Below are 15,462 nucleotides of genomic sequence, written 5' to 3' on the forward strand. Positions count from 1 at the left end.
TGTTTTTCAATGGCTTATGTAGTGGCCAAGGGCCCCTCCATGCAGTGAGGGGCCCTGCGCTCTTCAGGCGTTGCTCGAGGCTGCCGCTGTGATGCCTTGCACGCTCTCGCCGCGATCACGGCTGAACTGCGGCATCAGCGAACCCACCACCATCCCCAGCAGGCTGAGCAGCAGACCCGCCAGTTGCGGCGGCCAGAAGTCGGTTTCCTGGTAGGTCAGTTCCAGGATGATCCAGCTCGCCAGGCCCAGGCCGATGGCGAATAGCGCGCCCTGGGTCGTCGCACGCTTCCAGAACAGGCCGGCGAACAGCGGCACCACCGCGGCCACCAGGGTCACCTTGTAGGCATTGCCGACCATCTCGTAGATGCTCGCCGTGGAGTGCAGGGCGAACACCGAGGTGGCGATGGTCATGGCCACCACGCTGATACGCATGGCCAACAGGAACTGGCGGTCGCTCATCGCCGGCACGAAGTTCTTCAGGATGTTCTCGGTGAAGGTCACCGACGGCGCCAGCAGGGTACCCGAGGCGGTGGACATGATTGCCGACAGCAGGGCACCGAAGAACATCACCTGAGCGAACAGCGGCGTGCGCTCCATGATCAGGTGCGGCAGGATCATCTGCGCATCCTCGGCCAGCCAGCGCTGCACCATCGCCGGGTCGATCAGCGAAGCGGCGTAGGTGAGGAAGATCGGCAGCATGCAGAACGACAGGTAGAACACCGCGCCGGCCATGGAGGCGCGGGCGGCGATGTTCTCGGTCTTGGCCGACATGACGCGGGCGTACACGTCCTGCTGCGGGATCGAGCCGAGCATGAGCGTCACCGCTGCCGCGATGAAGGCAACGATATCCCGTGGTTCGAAGGCATGCATGAAGGTGAACTTGCCTTCGGCCGCTGCGTGGCTGATCACCACATCGGCGCCACCCGCCATGTCGCCGATCAGCCAGGTCAGGTAGACCAGCCCCAGGACGATGATGATCATCTGCATGAAGTCGGTCAGTGCCACCGACCACATGCCGCCGAACAGGGTGTAGAGCAGCACGATGCCGGTGCCGATCAGCATCCCCTGCGTGGTGCTGATGGACCCGTCGGAAAGCACGTTGAACACCACGCCCAGGGCGGTCAGCTGCGCTGCCACCCAGCCCAGGTACGAGCCGATGATCACCAGGCTGGTGAAGATCTCCACATGCGGGCCGTAGCGCTTGCGAAAGAAGTCGCCGATGGTCAGCAGGTTCATGCGGTACAGCGGGCGGGCGAAGATCAGGCCGACCAGCATCAGGCAACCGAAGGAGCCGAACGGGTCCTCGACGATGCCGGCGAAACCGTCTTCGATGAAGGTGGCGGGTATGCCCAGCAGGGCTTCGGAACCGAACCAGGTGGCGAACACCATGGCCGCGACCAGGGGGAAGGACATGCTCCTGCCGCCAGCGGCAAAGTCCTTGGCGTTCTTGACACGGGTGGATGCATAGAAGCCGACACCGACGGTGAACAGCAGGTAGATCGCAACAAACCAGATCAGCATGGGGTGGATACCAGTGGCTCGCCCGTCGTCCGGCGTGGGCAGTGCCCGCTAGGCCGCCTGGACCGACAGAATTGTTGTTTTCATGGCGTGTCACGGCTGGCGAGCAAAACCGCCACGGCAGATGCCGCTGCGGGTTCGCGGCCACTTGCCGCAATGGGCGGGCAGTCTGCCAAAAACGTAAAATATGTCAAACAGATAAAAGCCTGCTGAGCAGAAAATCGACAAACGATGAGCCCCAAGGGTGGGGAGTACAGGCAATCAGGGGTGTGCGGCTGCGCTGCCGGGCAGGCGTTGTTGATATTTTACGAAGCGGCCCAGTCGCCGTCACCGAAGGCTCGGGCAGGCGTGGCGGCCCCCTTGACTGGCGCGCCCACCCCGCGTCATCAGTTGGGCCGTTGTCCGCACCGCCTAGCTGAACCGGGGCAGCCGCTGATCGTCGCGGGGCTCACCGTTGTCGACCTGCTGCGGCATGCCGGCGACCTTGATCACTGGCGTGCGTTCGCCCACCAGGCGCAGGTCGCGACGGGGCAGGGCGAAGCGCACGTCCAGGTCGCGCAAGGCATCGAGCAGTTGCAGGTTGATCTCCTGCTGGATGTCCATGTACTGGTTGTAGTCCGAGGTCAGGACGATGTAGACCACTTCGAAGGTTAGCTGGCTTTCGTCGAAACCGAGGAAATGCGCGCGGTCGAATCTGGCCTTGGGCGTGGCCCGGACGATATCGCCGACCGCCTCGGCCACCTGGCGGACCTTGTCGCTCGGCGTGTCGTAGTTGATACCGAACTTGAAGACGATGCGGCGTGTGTCCATGCGCTTGTAGTTGTGCACCACCTGGCGCAGCAGATCGGCGTTGGCACAGACCACCTGCTCACCGCTGAGGGAGCGGATGCGCGTGGTCTTCAGGCCGATGTGCTCGATGGTCCCGGCCACCTCGCCGAAGACCACGAAATCGCCGATCTCGAACGGCTTGTCGACGCCGATCGACAGCGAGGCGAACACATCGCTGAGGACCGTCTGCACCGCCAGTGCCACGGCGATACCGCCGACGCCCAGGCTGGCCACCAGCGCCGTGATATCCACCCCCAGGTTGGCCAGGATCGACAGCAGCATCACCGACCACACCACGATCAGGACCATGATGCTGATGATGGTGGTCATCACCGGGTTGTAGTGGCCGCCGTTCTTGCTCATCAGCAGACTGCGCGACCACAGGCGCACGCCGCTATCGACCCACAGCGCCACCTGCAGGGCCAGGGCGACGAACCAGGTATGACTCAGCGCGCTCTGCCAGCCGTCAGGCAGCTCCGGCAGGCGCAACGCCAGCAGCAAGGAAAACGCCAGCAGTAACGAGCGGCTGGTGCGGCCGATCACCGCCGCCAGGAAGTTTGGCCAACTGCCGTCCTGCCCCTTCGACCAGGCCTTGAGTCGTTTGTGCAGCGTGCTGACCAGGGTACGCAACACGCTGTAGATCAGCGCGGTGGCAACCACGACGATCGCCACGTTGAGCCAGAACTCTTGGTCCAGCCAGATATTCCATTGCTCCATCGCCAGGGGCCTCCAGAAAAAGACACATAGTTTTCTGTAGGCCCTGGGGGGCAGAAGTTCCCATGAATGGGGAGGGCGGTCGCTTCTCAGCAGCCCTGGCGACATGGCAGATGCCAAGACCGCCTCGGACGTACTCCGCGAATCTATCGCTGCTCCGGTGATGAACTGGATTTCTGCAGGCTATTGGTCAGTGGCTCAAGCGACCAGAAAAACAGCAGCAGGATCATCGCTGCGAGATTGCTCCGCGCCGCAGAATATTCGTTGTGCCAGAGCTCGATGAGCACCTCGCATCCGCTGTAGATGGCCAGTGTCAGCAGGATCAGACGGCACAGATGGATGCTGCGTCTGGTGAGGAACTGGCGATCGTTCATGAGGGAATTCCATTTCTCGGCATGCGGTAACAGCCGCCATCATATCGAAACAGCAGTGACGACTGGCAACGTCGAATATCCTCCAGGCCCCTGGTCGTCACCTGTACGTGAGACTTCACACGCCTTGCGCGATCAGTGCGGAATCTTCCTTGCCCTTCGCCATTTTTGACACGGGGTGGCTAGATGTGTAAACCCAGTACGTTGTTCAGTGGAAGCGGTGCTCTGCTGATCGGGGGCAGGTATCCGAGGCTGGCGTGCAGTCGGTGCCAGTTGTAGTGATGCAGCCAGGGCAGCAGGTGCGCTGCTCGCTGCTGTGAAGTGTCGTAGCTACGGGCATAGGCCCATTCACGCAGGCTCGTTTGGATGAAGCGCTCGGCCTTACCGTTGGTGCGTGGCGTATAGGGCTTGGTACGGATGTGTTTCAGCCTGAGTCGAGCACACAACCGTTGAAACGCCCGGGACCGATAACAGGCGCCGTTGTCTGTCATGACGCGCCGAAAGCAGATGTTCAGCCCGCGGTAGTAGCGCAGTGCTTGCAGCAAGGCCCGGCAGGCGCTGCTGCCGCGCTCATCTGGATGCAGGCTGGTGAACGCCAGTCGGGACGCATCGTCGATAGCCACGTGCATGAACTCCCAGCCGGCGCCGTCGGAGCACTGCTGACGGTCGCCAGTGACTCGATGTCCGGGTTTCCAGAAGCGGCCAAGCTTCTTGATGTCCAGGTGCAGGAGATCGCCGGGATTGGCGTATTCATAACGCACCACCACAGGAGCAGGTTCCAGCTCAGCCAGCCGATGAAAGCCGGCCTGCTTGAGGCGGCGGGCCACGGTACTGACGGCCAGGCCGAGTATCTGGGCGATCTGCCGGTAAGTCTTGCGAGAGCGACGTAGCTCGATCAGTTGCTCGACCAGAGCGATTGCCGTGGCATGGGGGCATGAGTGCGGACGTGATGAACGATCCATCAGGCCAATCTCACCTTCCTCACGAAAGCGTTTGAGCCACTTGTAGGCTGTACGCACACTGACGCCAGCGGCTTGTGCCGCATCTTCGACTCGCAGACCGTTGAGCATGCGCTGCACGAGAAGGGCTCGACCTCGCGGGGTAAGACGGGCATGTTTATGCAGGTTCATCCGGGGCTCCTGGAAGGCTGTGTTGGTCGCGCTTCCAGAATTCCGGGAATGCCCCGGATGAACAACCTACTGAGAGATCACAGCTAGACATGTCTGGCTGCTGTGGCTAGCGTCGCTTGCTGGGATGGGCTGAAGCCTGCCCCTTGAGCAGGCGTTGCCATTCGAATACTTCACCCGCTTTTGGCTTGATGTGCTCGGGCATACCAGCATCTAGCTGCTTCCTGGGTGATCGCTATGCCGCGTTGGGACAGGCTTCGATTAGTTTTGTTGTCGGCTGAGCTGCCTATAAACAGTTTTATCCCTTTTCCCTTGCATCTCGGACGTCAGACCACATGAACGACTCCAAGCTTTTGATGAGAACAGCCGTCTCAGTGGCCATTGGGTTGCTGGTCTCATTTCTGACGTTGTGGTGGGTTACGAGCCATCTGGATTTCATCTCACGTATCGCCTGTAGCGATGCCTTCACTCTGCCGGCGCTCGCGTGCCGTTTCGGTGGGCTTGGGATCACGCTCTTGCTGGTACCTCTTTCAGGCGCCGTAGCATTCATTACTGCCAAGTGCCTTCTCCCAAAGTAGGTTAACGCTTGGCCGTACACAGGCCTGGGGCGGCCTAGCAATTCATTCTGGCCGACGCCACTGGGGCGTGTGTTAGGGCACATCGGTGTCTAGCTACTTCCTGCTGGCCACAGGGGGATGAAGGTAGGTTTTCGTCAGTGCGTCGAGGGGCATCCGGGAAAAAAGAAGGCGATTTGTCCTCTGGCTGACCTTAATGCCGGCATCTTTTCTAGCCTGAGTGCTTGAGCTCAGGCTGGCCAAACACAATGTCTAGTCCTGAAATAGGTTTACACCTGCTCAGGTAGGCCGATAGGCCTCAAAACGCCCGATGCACCGCATCGGGCGTTTTGTTTTTCAGGGCCATGTGAGGCCGCTCCGTGTTGTAGATCTGCACCGCCTCATCAACCATCGTTCTCGCCTGCTCTAGATTTTCTGGACTGCTCAGCAGCAGCTCTGTTTTGAGTATTCCATTGATCCGTTCGGCCAGCGCGTTCTGGTAGCAGTCATATCCGTCAGTCATCGAGCATTGCACCCCGTTCCGTGCATGCAGTGACTGGTACAGCGCTGAGCAGTATTGAATACCTCGGTCTGAGTGATGGACTAACGGCTGACGCCGCCGTTTGCGCAGTGCCTGTCTAAAGGCTTGCGCAACCGATTCGGCATGCAGGCTCTCATGCACATGATGGCCAACAATCTTTCTGGAGTAAGCATCTGTTACCAGGCTTAGGTATAGCGGGCCGCTTCTGGCAGGCAGGTAAGTGATGTCCGCCACCCAAACGTGCTCTGACCTTGATGGGACAATTTGATTCGGGCCTGGCTTCAGTCGGTTGGGATGACGATAGAAGCGGTGAAAGCTCTGAGTTGTCTTGTGATACGCCCGCTTGGGTAGCACCAGCAAACGGCGCTCTCCCAAGACCTCAAACAGCCGGTCTCGGCCAACTTGGACCTGCCTATCAGGCTGGCAGCGCAGCAGATAGTGCAACTTCCGTGTGCCCAGCCGTGGCTGACGCATCCGGATTTGTTGAACAAACTCGACAATCCGATCTGCTTGGCGTGCTTTGCTATCAGCCACTCGGTTGCGCTTGTAGTAAGCCTGCCGACTGATGCCGAGAAACTGACAAGCCCTGGCAATGCTCAGCCCTGCGACTTGACCTTGCGAGAGGACTTGCCGGATCGCTTTTTTACGACCGATACACCGTAGTCCTTTTTCAGGACATCAACGACGGTCTCGAAGAAATGAGCTTTCTGGCTCATCAACTCAAGCTGCTGCTCAAGCTCTTTGATCCGCTGCTCTGGAGTGAGCGTTTTGGGGGCGGACATCGCGCAACTCCTCTCGGCCCGGATCGACGCCCCTTGGCTCCAATCTTGCCGACCATGCTTACGCAACCATACCAGAACCGTTGATCGACCCTGGATGCCATACCGTACCTGGGCCTGCTTGTAGGTCAGCTCGCCTTTTTCAATCTGATCAACGACGGCCAATTTAAAAGACAGCGAGTAATCTCGCTGCGTGCGCTTTACACCTTGCTCCATCTAGCTCTCCGGAAAATCGGGATGGGAGGTGTAAACCTTATTCAGGACGGGACACAAAAAACGAAAAAGCCCCGTCAGTGATGACGGGGCTTTTCTTGACTGTCTGGAGCGGGTGATGGGAATCGAACCCACGGCTCTAGCTTGGGAAGCTAGGGTATTACCATTATACGACACCCGCAGCGGGTGCCTTTATACCGGAACTCGGCACAGAAATGAAGCGCGAAGCGTTGCGACAGATGCAGCCGCTCCGCGCTTGCGGGCCGTCATACCGCGACGGCCTGGAGGTCGCGCAGGTCGCCTTTGGCCGGCAGTTGCAGGCGTTTGCTGGGGGCGTTGAAGAAGTCCAGTAGTACGCGTTGGCACTGCAGCCAGGCAGCCTTGTGCTCCATGTCGAGGAAGTGCCCGGCATCGTCGATCACCGCGAACTGGGCGCTGTCGATGTGCTGGGCGAACAGGCAGGCATCTTCCACCGAGGTGTATTCGTCGCGGTCGCCGTTGACGAACAGCAGCGGGATGTCGATGGCTTGCAGGCACTCCATGCTGCAGTGCGCCTCCATGTTCAGCACCTGCTTGATGTGTGCGTACATCTGCCGGTACTCGTGTTCGTCCAGGGTGCTGACGTGCTTGTGGTTGAAGCGCTTGAACAGCGACGGCAGGTGCTTGCCGATGGTGCTGTTGACCAGCAGGGCGATGTTGTCGCGATCCACGGCATTGAGAAAGCGCAGGCCCTTCTGCAGGTAGTCGAGCATCGGCACGTTGAGGATCGGCGAGAAGGAGCAGATGGCGGCCTTCTCCAGTGTGGCAGGGCGCTGGGCCAGGGCGAGCATGGAGGCGACGCCGCCCCAGGAGAAGGACATCAGATACTGGGCGCGGTAGTGGTCGATCAGCTTGAGCAGGATAGCGGCCTCGTCCTCCTTGCTGATCGGCGTGAAGTCGCTGTTGTACGGCTTCGACTGCCCGGCGTAGGGCAGGTCGAAGGCCACCACGTTGAACTGGGGCTGCAGGTATTTGACGGTTTGCGTGAACGAGGCCGTGGTCGCCAGAGAGCCATTGACCAGAATGACGGTCTTGCTTGCTGCCGGATTGCCGTAGAACTCCGTATGAACCTTGTGCTTCCTGTTGATCTCGACGACTGCGGTTTCTGGCCTCATGTCGTTTCCTCCTGGCGCAAATGGGTCAAGGCGAGCGGGCGGCCGTTCGCATTTGATTGAGCAGTCAGAAAAGCGCCTGAGCGTGACAGCTTGATGTCAGGCGGGAGATTTTTATAAGTCTAGGAATTTCAATCAGTTAGGATCGAAACAGGCGAACGCTCCAAGCCTTTTCGAGGCTGGGAGAGAGCGGTGTTACCAGGCAGGAATCCAGTCGGCGCAGCGCGCCAATAACTGAAAAAAACACGGCTTGTCTCGTCGTGACCGGTTGGTCATCTAGAGACTTATGGTGCGATTCAAGCAGTTGCCTTGCAGCGATGCAAGGGCGAGTCACATCTTTATCGCCCGTTGTGGGCACCGTTGGTCGGGTAGTCAGGTTTCGCGGCTGCGTTGCGATCAGACGCTGGCGATTTCCGTGGCGGTGAGGGCGCGGTACTGGCCGGGTGCGAGCTGCGGATCGAGGACGATCTCGCCCATGCTTTCGCGGTGCAATGCGACGACGCGATTGCGAAAGTGACCGAACATGCGCTTGACCTGATGGTAGCGCCCCTCGAACAGGGTCAGGCGGGCGCGGTGGCTGTCCAGCAGTTCGAGCTGGGCGGGCAGGGTGGTGAGGTCTTCGAAGGCGAAGTACAGCCCGCGAGCGAAGACCTTGGCGTATTCGTCGGTGATCGGCTGTTCGGTGGTGACGTGGTAGACCTTCGGCTTGCGCTGCTGCGGCTGGGTGATGCGGCGTGACCAGCGGCCATCGTTGGTGATCAGCAGCAGGCCGCTGGTGCCCAGGTCGAGGCGGCCGGCCAGGTGCAGGTCGTGCTTGTCCGGCTCGTCGAGCAGATCGAGCACGGTACGGTGTTCGTCGTGCTCGGTCGCGCTGACCACGCCGACCGGTTTGTGCAGCATCCAGTAGCGCGCGCTGCGGCCGGCCTGCAGCAGTTCGTCGTCCAGCTCCACGCGCTGGAAGTCACGGACTTCGGTGCGCGGGTCGCGCACCACTGCGCCATCCACCCGCACTCGTCCGGCGCTGACCAGCAGGCGGCTGTCCTGGCGGCTGAAGCGCGGGAAGTTGCTGAGGAAACGATCCAGGCGCATGGCTCAGTCCCGCTCAGTGCGTTGCGCGGCGTCCAGTGCGCCGGCGCAGGCCGGGCACAGGCAGGCCGTGTCGCGCTGCTCGGGCGTCAGACGTTCGAGCGCGGCGGGATCGATCTGCGCCCCGAAGCACCAGCAGGGTTCGTCGCTGCGCCCCGCGGCTATGCTGCAATCATTGGCCTTGCCGCACAGCGGGCAGCGCTGGGTATCCATCACTGTTCGACGCAGACGCGGTCGCGCCCGGATTGCTTGGCGCGGTACAGGGCACGGTCGGTGCGACCGAGCAGGCTATGCAGGCTCTCGCCCGGCTGCCATTGGCTGAGACCGAGGCTGGCGGTGACCTGCAGCGTCTGGCCGGCGATGGCGTAGCGCTGTTCCGCGCATTGCTGGCGCAGTTTTTCGGCCAGGTCATGGGCGGCCTGGCGGTCGGTGTTCTTCAGCAGCAGGATGAACTCCTCGCCACCCCAGCGGCAGAGGATGTCGGACTGGCGCAGCTTGTCACGCAGTTGCCGGGCGAAACGCTGCAGGACTTCGTCGCCAGCGAGGTGGCCATGCTCGTCGTTGATCAGCTTGAAGTTGTCGAGGTCGAGCAGCACCGAGCAGAGCGGGCTCTGCTCGCGCTGGGCTTCCTGCAGGGCCTGCTCGGCGAGGATGTCGAAGCCGCGGCGGTTGGGCAGCTCGGTGAGCACATCGGTGGTGGCCAGGGCGGCGATACGCTGCTGGTAACGGCGGATCGCCAGGCTTACCAGTGTCAGCACGATGGCGGTGACCAGCAGGCACAGCAGCAGGTTGATGTAGAGCCCCTGGCGGATGCCGGCCAGGGCCTTGTCGTGTTTGTCGACGAACAGGTACCACTCCAGCTCGGGAATGTAGCGCACGTTGAGGAAGTGCTCGCGACCATGCTCCTGGTACTCGAAGCGGCCGCTCTGCGGACTGGGCAGCTTCTCCAGCATGTCGCTCAGGCCGGGGATGTCGGCCAGCGAGTCGCCGACCTTCGCCCCCTGCGGCCCGCCCTGCGCGCCGGTAAGGGTGATGCGTCCGGTGGTGTCGACGAAGTAGACGCTGCGTTCGTAGCGTTGCTGGTAGTCGTCGATCAGTTTGACCACCGCATCGACGGCCAGGCCGACGCCCGTGGCCCCGATGAAGTTGCCGTCGTAGTCGACCACCTTGTAGTTGATGAAGATGGTCAGGCGGTCGGCGTTGGCCATGTCGACGTCGACATTGATCTCGTAGGGCTCCGGCTGCATGCGTACGCGGTAGTACCAGACGTCGCGTGGTTCATCCGGTTTGACCCGCTTGAGCACGCCCTTGGACTGGTAGTAGGTGCTGCTCCTGTCGGAGACGAAGAAGCTGGTGAAGGCGCCATAGTGTTCCTGGACTTCGCGCAGGTAGCGCGTCATCTGTGCGGTGTCCTGCTCGCCGGCCAGTACCCAGTCACGCAGGAAGGTGTCGCGGGCCATCATCGAGGAGATGAGGATAGGGCGCACCAGGTCCTTCTGGATCTCCGAGTAGACGGTGTCGGAGGTCAGCGGCAGCTCGGTGTTGATGATGCTGTCGCGAATCGAGTCGCGCGAGGCGTAGTAGCTCAGCAGCGAGGTGGTGAGAAAGCCGCTGCCGAGCAGGAACAGGAGCAACAACACCAACGAGGCTTGCGTGTGCCGTGTGGGAGGCAGTGACATGGGTAATCCGGGGCTATCTGATCGCGTGATGCTAGCGTGCGGGGCGGGGGGAACGCCAGTTGTGATCGGTGGCGATGAGCGTTGGGTGGTGTGGGTGAAATCTGGAAGTTGCGGGCATTTCGCTTCTGGATCGCGTTCGGGGCGGGGGGCTGCGAGAGTGGATGCGATGGTTGGAGATGATGGTGTTGATTGCCAGGAGGCGGTCGCGGCTGAAGCCCCTCCCACGGTGGCTCGTGTTGCGGGCTTGGAGAGGAATCGCGGCTGAAGCCGCTCCTACGGGAGGGGGGAGGTTGTGGCTGGGGCTTCTTCCACGGGGGCTCGTGTGGGCGGGGTTGCGGAGGAATCGCGGCTGAAGCCGCTCCTACGGGGCGGGGGGGGGGGGCGGTTGTGGTGGAAGACCTCCCACAGGGCGCTGTGGGAGGGGCTTCAGAGGCGAATCTCAGGCTTCGTCCAGGACCACCACGCGCTGTCCGGCGCGCACCGGCGAGCCCGGTTGCACGCGCACTTCGCGCACGGTGCCGGCCATGGGGGCGGTCAGCGGGATCTCCATCTTCATCGATTCGAGAATCACCAGCACGTCACCTGCCTGAACCTGCGCGCCTTCGCTGACCCGCACCTGCCATAGGTTGCCGGCCACGTGGCTTTCGATGGCGTGCTGACCGACGCCGAGCGGAGCGTCTTCCGCCTGCTCCGGTGCGGCTTCCTCGACCTCGAAATGCGCCTGGCCGCTGTCGATCCAGCGCTGCCGCTCGGCGTCGAAGGCTGCGCGCTGCTGGTGGCGGAAGGCGGCGATGCCATCGGCCTCATCCGCGAGGAACTGCTGGTAGTCGGCCAGCGCCAGTTCGCTGTGCTCGATGCGCAGGTCGAAGCGGCCGAGCGGAAAATCGCGGCGGATGCGCAGCAGCTCGGAGGCCGATACCGGGTAGAAGCGGATCTGGTCGAAGAAGCGCAGCAGCCAGGGCTTGCCGTCGAAGGCCGCGACCTCGCGGTAGCGGTTCCACATCTGCAGGGTACGGCCGACGAACTGGTAGCCGCCGGGGCCTTCCATGCCGTACACGCACATGTAGGCGCCGCCGATGCCCACCGAATTCTCCGCCGTCCAGGTGCGTGCAGGGTTGTACTTGGTGGTGACCAGGCGATGACGTGGATCGAGCGGCGTGGCCACCGGTGCCCCCAGGTAGACGTCGCCCAGGCCCATGACCAGGTAGCTGGCGTCGAATACGGTGCGGTACACCTCGTCGAGGTTCGGCAGGTCGTTGATGCGGCGGATGAACTCCAGGTTGCTCGGGCACCAGGGGGCGTCCTTGCGCACGGTGGTCATGTATTTCTCGATGGCCAACTGGCAGGCCGGGTCGTCCCAGGACAGCGGCAGGTGGACGATGCGCGACGGCACCTGCAGATCGCGCGCGGCGCAGACCGCGTCCCATTCGCCGGCGACGATGTCGAGCAACGTCTGCAGGGGCAGGGTTTCCGGCTGGTAGTGCAGCTGCAGCGAGCGGATGCCCGGGGTGAGGTCGATCACGCCGTCGAGGCGCTTGGCCTCCAGTGCCTGCATCAGCGCGTGGCCACGGAAGCGCAGGACCAGGTCGAGCTCCGGCTGGCCGATCTCCAGCAGCAGGTGGGTGTCGCCGGACAGGCGCGCGACCAGGCGGGTGTCGGCTTCGCCTAGGTCGAGCACGATGGGGGAGCCTGTAGGAGCGGATTTATCCGCGATTGGTGTGCCAGCTATATCGCGGCTGAAGCCGCTCCTACGGAGTGTGGTGCACTCGATTGCACTGGCTTTGGCAAGCTCCCGTGCCGTGGCGATATCCACCGGCACGAAGCGCACCTTGTCGCCGGCCTTGAGCTGGCCGAGCTGCCAGAGGTCGGCCTCGATGATGGTCACCAGGCAGACGAAACCGCCCAGGCTGGGACCGTCCGGGCCGAGGATCACCGGCATGTCGCCGGTGAAGTCCACCGCACCGATGGCGTAGGGGTTGTCGTGGATGTTCGACGGGTGCAGGCCGGCCTCGCCGCCGCTGTCGCGCACCCATTCGGGCTTCGGCCCGATCAGGCGCACGCCGGTGCGGCTGGAGTTGAAGTGCACTTCCCAGTCGGTGGCGAGGAAGCTGTCGACATAGGCTGGCGTGAAGTATTCCGGCGCGCCGTGGGGGCCGTAGATCACCCGCAGTTCGCGCAGCGCTGGCAGGGCCGGGCAGAGCTCGGCAGGCAGCCGTGCGCCTGCGCTGCGTTCGTTCAGCGTCGGGATGTGCAGGACGTCGCCGGCGCGCAGGGCACGGCCGCCGTGGCCGCCGAACTGGCCGAGGGTGAAGGTGCTCTTGCTGCCCAGGTAGTCCGGCACCTGGATGCCGCCGCGAACGCTCAGGTAGCTGCGCGCGCCACTGCCTGCGATGGTGCCGAGGGCCAGGGTGCTGCCGGCGTGGATCAGCAGGACCGTGTTCATCGGTTGCGCGGCGCCGTCGACGCTCAGCGGGATATCGGCGCCGGTGACTGCCACCACAGCGTCGCAATTGAAGCGCAGGGTCGGGCCGCTCATGGTGATTTCCAGGCCGGCTGCTGCGGTGTCGTTGCCGAGCAGGCTGTTGCCCAGGCGCAGGGCGCGGTCGTCCATCGGCCCGGAGGGTGGCACCCCCACGGCCCAGTAGCCGAGGCGGCCGGGGTAGTCCTGAACGCTGGTCTGGGTGCCGGCGCTGAGCACGTCGAAGGTGCTGGCCTGGTAGACCAGGCCTTCCAGGCAGCGTGTCCAGGGTGAGCCGCTGGCGAAGGGGGCGTCGGCCAGAATCTGGCGCAGGTAGTCGCGGTTGCATTCCACGCCGTAGAGCACGGAATCGGCGAGGGCCTGGTCCAGCGCGGCACTGGCCTGTGCGCGGGTCGGGGCCCAGGCGATCAGCTTGGCGATCATCGGGTCGAAATAGGGTGGAATCTCGCAGCCGGCCTCGACCCAGGTGTCGATGCGCAGCGCCTTGCCATCGGCGGGCGGGAAGGCCACGGCGGTGAGCAGACCGGGGCTGGGCTGGAAGTCCCGGCCCGGATCCTCGGCATACAGGCGTGCCTGGATGGCATGTCCACTGGGGCGCAGCCCGGCGGCCAGCTCGCTCAGCGGCGGCAGGTCACCGGCCGCCAGTTCGATCATCCAGCGCACCAGGTCGACGCCCCAGACCTGTTCGGTGACGCCGTGCTCGACCTGCAGGCGAGTGTTCACTTCGAGGAAGTAGAAGCGCTGCGCCTCGCTGTCATAGACGAACTCCACGGTGCCGGCGCTGCGGTAGTCGACCGCCTTGGCCAGCTTGATCGCTGCCGCGCAGAGTGCATCGGCCATGCCGGCGGGCAGGTTCGGCGCCGGAGTCTCTTCCAGCACCTTCTGATTGCGGCGCTGCACCGAGCAGTCGCGCACGCCGAGGGCGATCACCTCGCCCTGGCCGTCACCGAACACCTGCACCTCCAGGTGACGGGCACGCTGGATGTATTTTTCGATGAACACGCCGCTGTCGCTGAAGTTGTTCTGCCCCAGGCGTTTGACGGCGTCGAAGGCGTCGCTCAGCTCCTCGGCCGAACGGCAGACGCGCATGCCGATGCCACCACCACCGGCGGTGCTTTTCAGCATCACCGGGTAGCCGACCTGTTTGCCAGCGGCCAGCGCCGCCGCCACGTTCTCCAGCAGTTCGCTGCCTTCGAGCATCGGTACGCCGTGCTGGCTGGCCAGTGCGCGGGCGGTGTGCTTGAGGCCGAACACGCGCAGTTGCTCGGGCGTCGGGCCGACGAAGGCGATGCCCGCCGCTTCGCAGGCTTCGGCAAAGGCGGCGTTCTCGGAGAGAAAGCCGTAGCCGGGGTGGATCGCCGTGGCGCCGCTGGCCCTGGCGATGGCGAGAATCCTGTCGACCACCAGGTAGGTCTGCGTCGCCGGCCCCTCACCCAGGGAGAAGGCCTCGTCGGCCTGCTGGATATGCAGGCTGGCCGCGTCGGCTTCGGAGTACACGGCCACGCCGCCGACCTGCAGTTCACGCAGGGTGCGCAGGATGCGGCAGGCGATGGCGCCACGGTTGGCGATCAGCAGTTTTTCGAACATGGGGTGACCCTCGAAGGTCATGGCGGGCCGTCCCGCCGTCATTGGTCATGCGCCACGGTCGTCCGTGGCGGAAAATCCGGGTGGCTTGTCTCCCTCTCCCGTTCATGGGAGAGGGCTGGGGAGAGGGGCGGTTGATGACATGACCCTCTCCCCCGGCCCCTCTCCCGCAAGCGGGAGAGGGGAGTGCATCAATCAATCCCACACCAGCACTTCGGCGGGCGTCGGGTTCCAGCCGTTGCAGGGGTTGTTCAGTTGCGGGCAGTTGGAGATCAGCACGATGACATCGGTCTCGGCCTTCATCTCGACGTACTTACCGGGCGCGGAGATGCCGTCGTCGAAGGTCAGGCCGCCTTCGGGCGTGACCGGCACGTTCATGAAGAAGTTGATGTTGGCGCCGATGTCGCGCTTGCTCAGGCGGCCGTCGTGCAGGCTGGCGCGCAGGAAGTTGTCGCGGCAGCTGTGCATGTAGCGCTTGTCCAGGGCGTAGCGCACGGTGTTGCTCTCCTGCGCGCAGGCTCCGCCGAGGGTGTCGTGGCGCCCACAGGTATCGGCGGTGATGGTCAGCAGTGGGTTGCCGAGGTTGGAGTAGAGCACGGTGCCGGTGCTCAGGTAGACGCGGTTCTGCTTGCGCAGGGTGCGCTGCGGGTCGAAGCGCTCACGCGGGTTGGCGGCGGCGAAGAACAGGGTGTCGATCGCCTGGTTGCCTTCCAGGTCATGCAGGCGCAGGGTCTGCCCGGCCCTGACCTCGAACAGGTAGGGCTCGCCCGCCGGGATGGTGTGGCGGTAGACGGCGGTTTCGGGATGCAGGTTGCTTGCGGTCAGGCTCATGTCGGCA

General features: G+C 63.3%; 11 protein-coding genes and 1 tRNA gene. All 12 read right to left on the bottom strand.

Going from position 1 to position 15,462, the window contains the following annotated elements; genetic code table 11:
• Positions 1-63 precede the first annotated feature (63 nt).
• Complete coding sequence (locus tag JLK41_RS07015; protein WP_210390655.1) at positions 64-1,521, bottom strand: high affinity choline transporter 1; 1,458 nt, start codon at positions 1,519-1,521, stop codon at positions 64-66.
• Positions 1,522-1,929: 408 nt separating this feature from the next.
• Positions 1,930-3,063, bottom strand: coding sequence for a mechanosensitive ion channel family protein (locus JLK41_RS07020; RefSeq protein WP_037055395.1), 1,134 nt, complete (start codon positions 3,061-3,063; stop codon positions 1,930-1,932).
• Positions 3,064-3,206: 143 nt separating this feature from the next.
• Positions 3,207-3,434 (bottom strand): hypothetical protein, encoded by a 228-nt coding sequence (locus JLK41_RS07025; RefSeq protein WP_210390656.1) that lies wholly within the window; start codon positions 3,432-3,434, stop codon positions 3,207-3,209.
• A gap of 179 nt (positions 3,435-3,613) precedes the next feature.
• Positions 3,614-4,561: an IS481 family transposase gene (locus JLK41_RS07030; RefSeq protein WP_210389341.1), complete on the bottom strand. Its 948-nt coding sequence runs from the start codon at positions 4,559-4,561 to the stop codon at positions 3,614-3,616.
• 870 nt (positions 4,562-5,431) lie between these two features.
• Positions 5,432-6,648, bottom strand: a protein-coding gene (locus tag JLK41_RS07035) for an IS3 family transposase (protein WP_210390657.1) whose coding sequence is annotated in 2 segments (ribosomal slippage) — positions 5,432-6,300 and positions 6,300-6,648 — 1,218 coding nt in all. Because the reading frame shifts where the segments join, the coding sequence is not laid out codon by codon here.
• A gap of 104 nt (positions 6,649-6,752) precedes the next feature.
• Positions 6,753-6,826 (bottom strand) — tRNA-Gly (locus JLK41_RS07040).
• A gap of 85 nt (positions 6,827-6,911) precedes the next feature.
• Positions 6,912-7,799 carry an alpha/beta fold hydrolase gene (locus JLK41_RS07045; protein WP_210390658.1) on the bottom strand — a complete coding sequence of 296 codons (888 nt, stop codon included), beginning with the start codon at positions 7,797-7,799 and terminating at the stop codon, positions 6,912-6,914.
• Between the two features lie 393 nt (positions 7,800-8,192).
• A complete protein-coding gene (locus tag JLK41_RS07050; protein WP_037055403.1) occupies positions 8,193-8,885 on the bottom strand; it encodes a pseudouridine synthase in 693 nt (230 codons plus the stop codon).
• Between the two features lie 3 nt (positions 8,886-8,888).
• Positions 8,889-9,095, bottom strand: a complete 207-nt coding sequence (locus JLK41_RS07055; protein WP_210390659.1) for a cysteine-rich CWC family protein — start codon at positions 9,093-9,095, stop codon at positions 8,889-8,891.
• Positions 9,095-10,561, bottom strand: coding sequence for a sensor domain-containing diguanylate cyclase (locus tag JLK41_RS07060; protein WP_210390660.1), 1,467 nt, complete (start codon positions 10,559-10,561; stop codon positions 9,095-9,097). Before JLK41_RS07060 ends, JLK41_RS07055 begins: the two co-directional genes overlap by 1 nt.
• A gap of 439 nt (positions 10,562-11,000) precedes the next feature.
• The gene (gene uca, locus JLK41_RS07065; RefSeq protein WP_210391200.1) at positions 11,001-14,627 is read right to left on the bottom strand and encodes an urea carboxylase; all 3,627 of its coding nucleotides are present in this window, start codon (positions 14,625-14,627) and stop codon (positions 11,001-11,003) included.
• A gap of 192 nt (positions 14,628-14,819) precedes the next feature.
• Positions 14,820-15,455, bottom strand: a complete 636-nt coding sequence (locus tag JLK41_RS07070) for an urea amidolyase associated protein UAAP2 (RefSeq protein WP_210390661.1) — start codon at positions 15,453-15,455, stop codon at positions 14,820-14,822.
• Positions 15,456-15,462 lie beyond the last annotated feature (7 nt).

This window comes from Ectopseudomonas khazarica (assembly GCF_017915135.1).
In the GTDB taxonomy this organism is placed as follows: domain Bacteria; phylum Pseudomonadota; class Gammaproteobacteria; order Pseudomonadales; family Pseudomonadaceae; genus Aquipseudomonas; species Aquipseudomonas khazarica.

Excerpts from the sequence above, each read along its gene's own strand:
- JLK41_RS07070 (WP_210390661.1), bottom strand. The coding sequence starts at position 15,455 with ATGAGCCTGACCGCAAGCAACCTGCATCCCGAAACCGCCGTCTACCGC.
- JLK41_RS07045 (WP_210390658.1), bottom strand. The coding sequence starts at position 7,799 with ATGAGGCCAGAAACCGCAGTCGTCGAGATCAACAGGAAGCACAAGGTT.
- JLK41_RS07025 (WP_210390656.1), bottom strand. The coding sequence starts at position 3,434 with ATGAACGATCGCCAGTTCCTCACCAGACGCAGCATCCATCTGTGCCGT.
- JLK41_RS07050 (WP_037055403.1), bottom strand. The coding sequence starts at position 8,885 with ATGCGCCTGGATCGTTTCCTCAGCAACTTCCCGCGCTTCAGCCGCCAG.
- JLK41_RS07055 (WP_210390659.1), bottom strand. The coding sequence starts at position 9,095 with ATGGATACCCAGCGCTGCCCGCTGTGCGGCAAGGCCAATGATTGCAGC.
- uca (WP_210391200.1), bottom strand. The coding sequence starts at position 14,627 with ATGTTCGAAAAACTGCTGATCGCCAACCGTGGCGCCATCGCCTGCCGC.
- JLK41_RS07060 (WP_210390660.1), bottom strand. The coding sequence starts at position 10,561 with ATGTCACTGCCTCCCACACGGCACACGCAAGCCTCGTTGGTGTTGTTG.
- JLK41_RS07020 (WP_037055395.1), bottom strand. The coding sequence starts at position 3,063 with ATGGAGCAATGGAATATCTGGCTGGACCAAGAGTTCTGGCTCAACGTG.
- JLK41_RS07030 (WP_210389341.1), bottom strand. The coding sequence starts at position 4,561 with ATGAACCTGCATAAACATGCCCGTCTTACCCCGCGAGGTCGAGCCCTT.
- JLK41_RS07015 (WP_210390655.1), bottom strand. The coding sequence starts at position 1,521 with ATGCTGATCTGGTTTGTTGCGATCTACCTGCTGTTCACCGTCGGTGTC.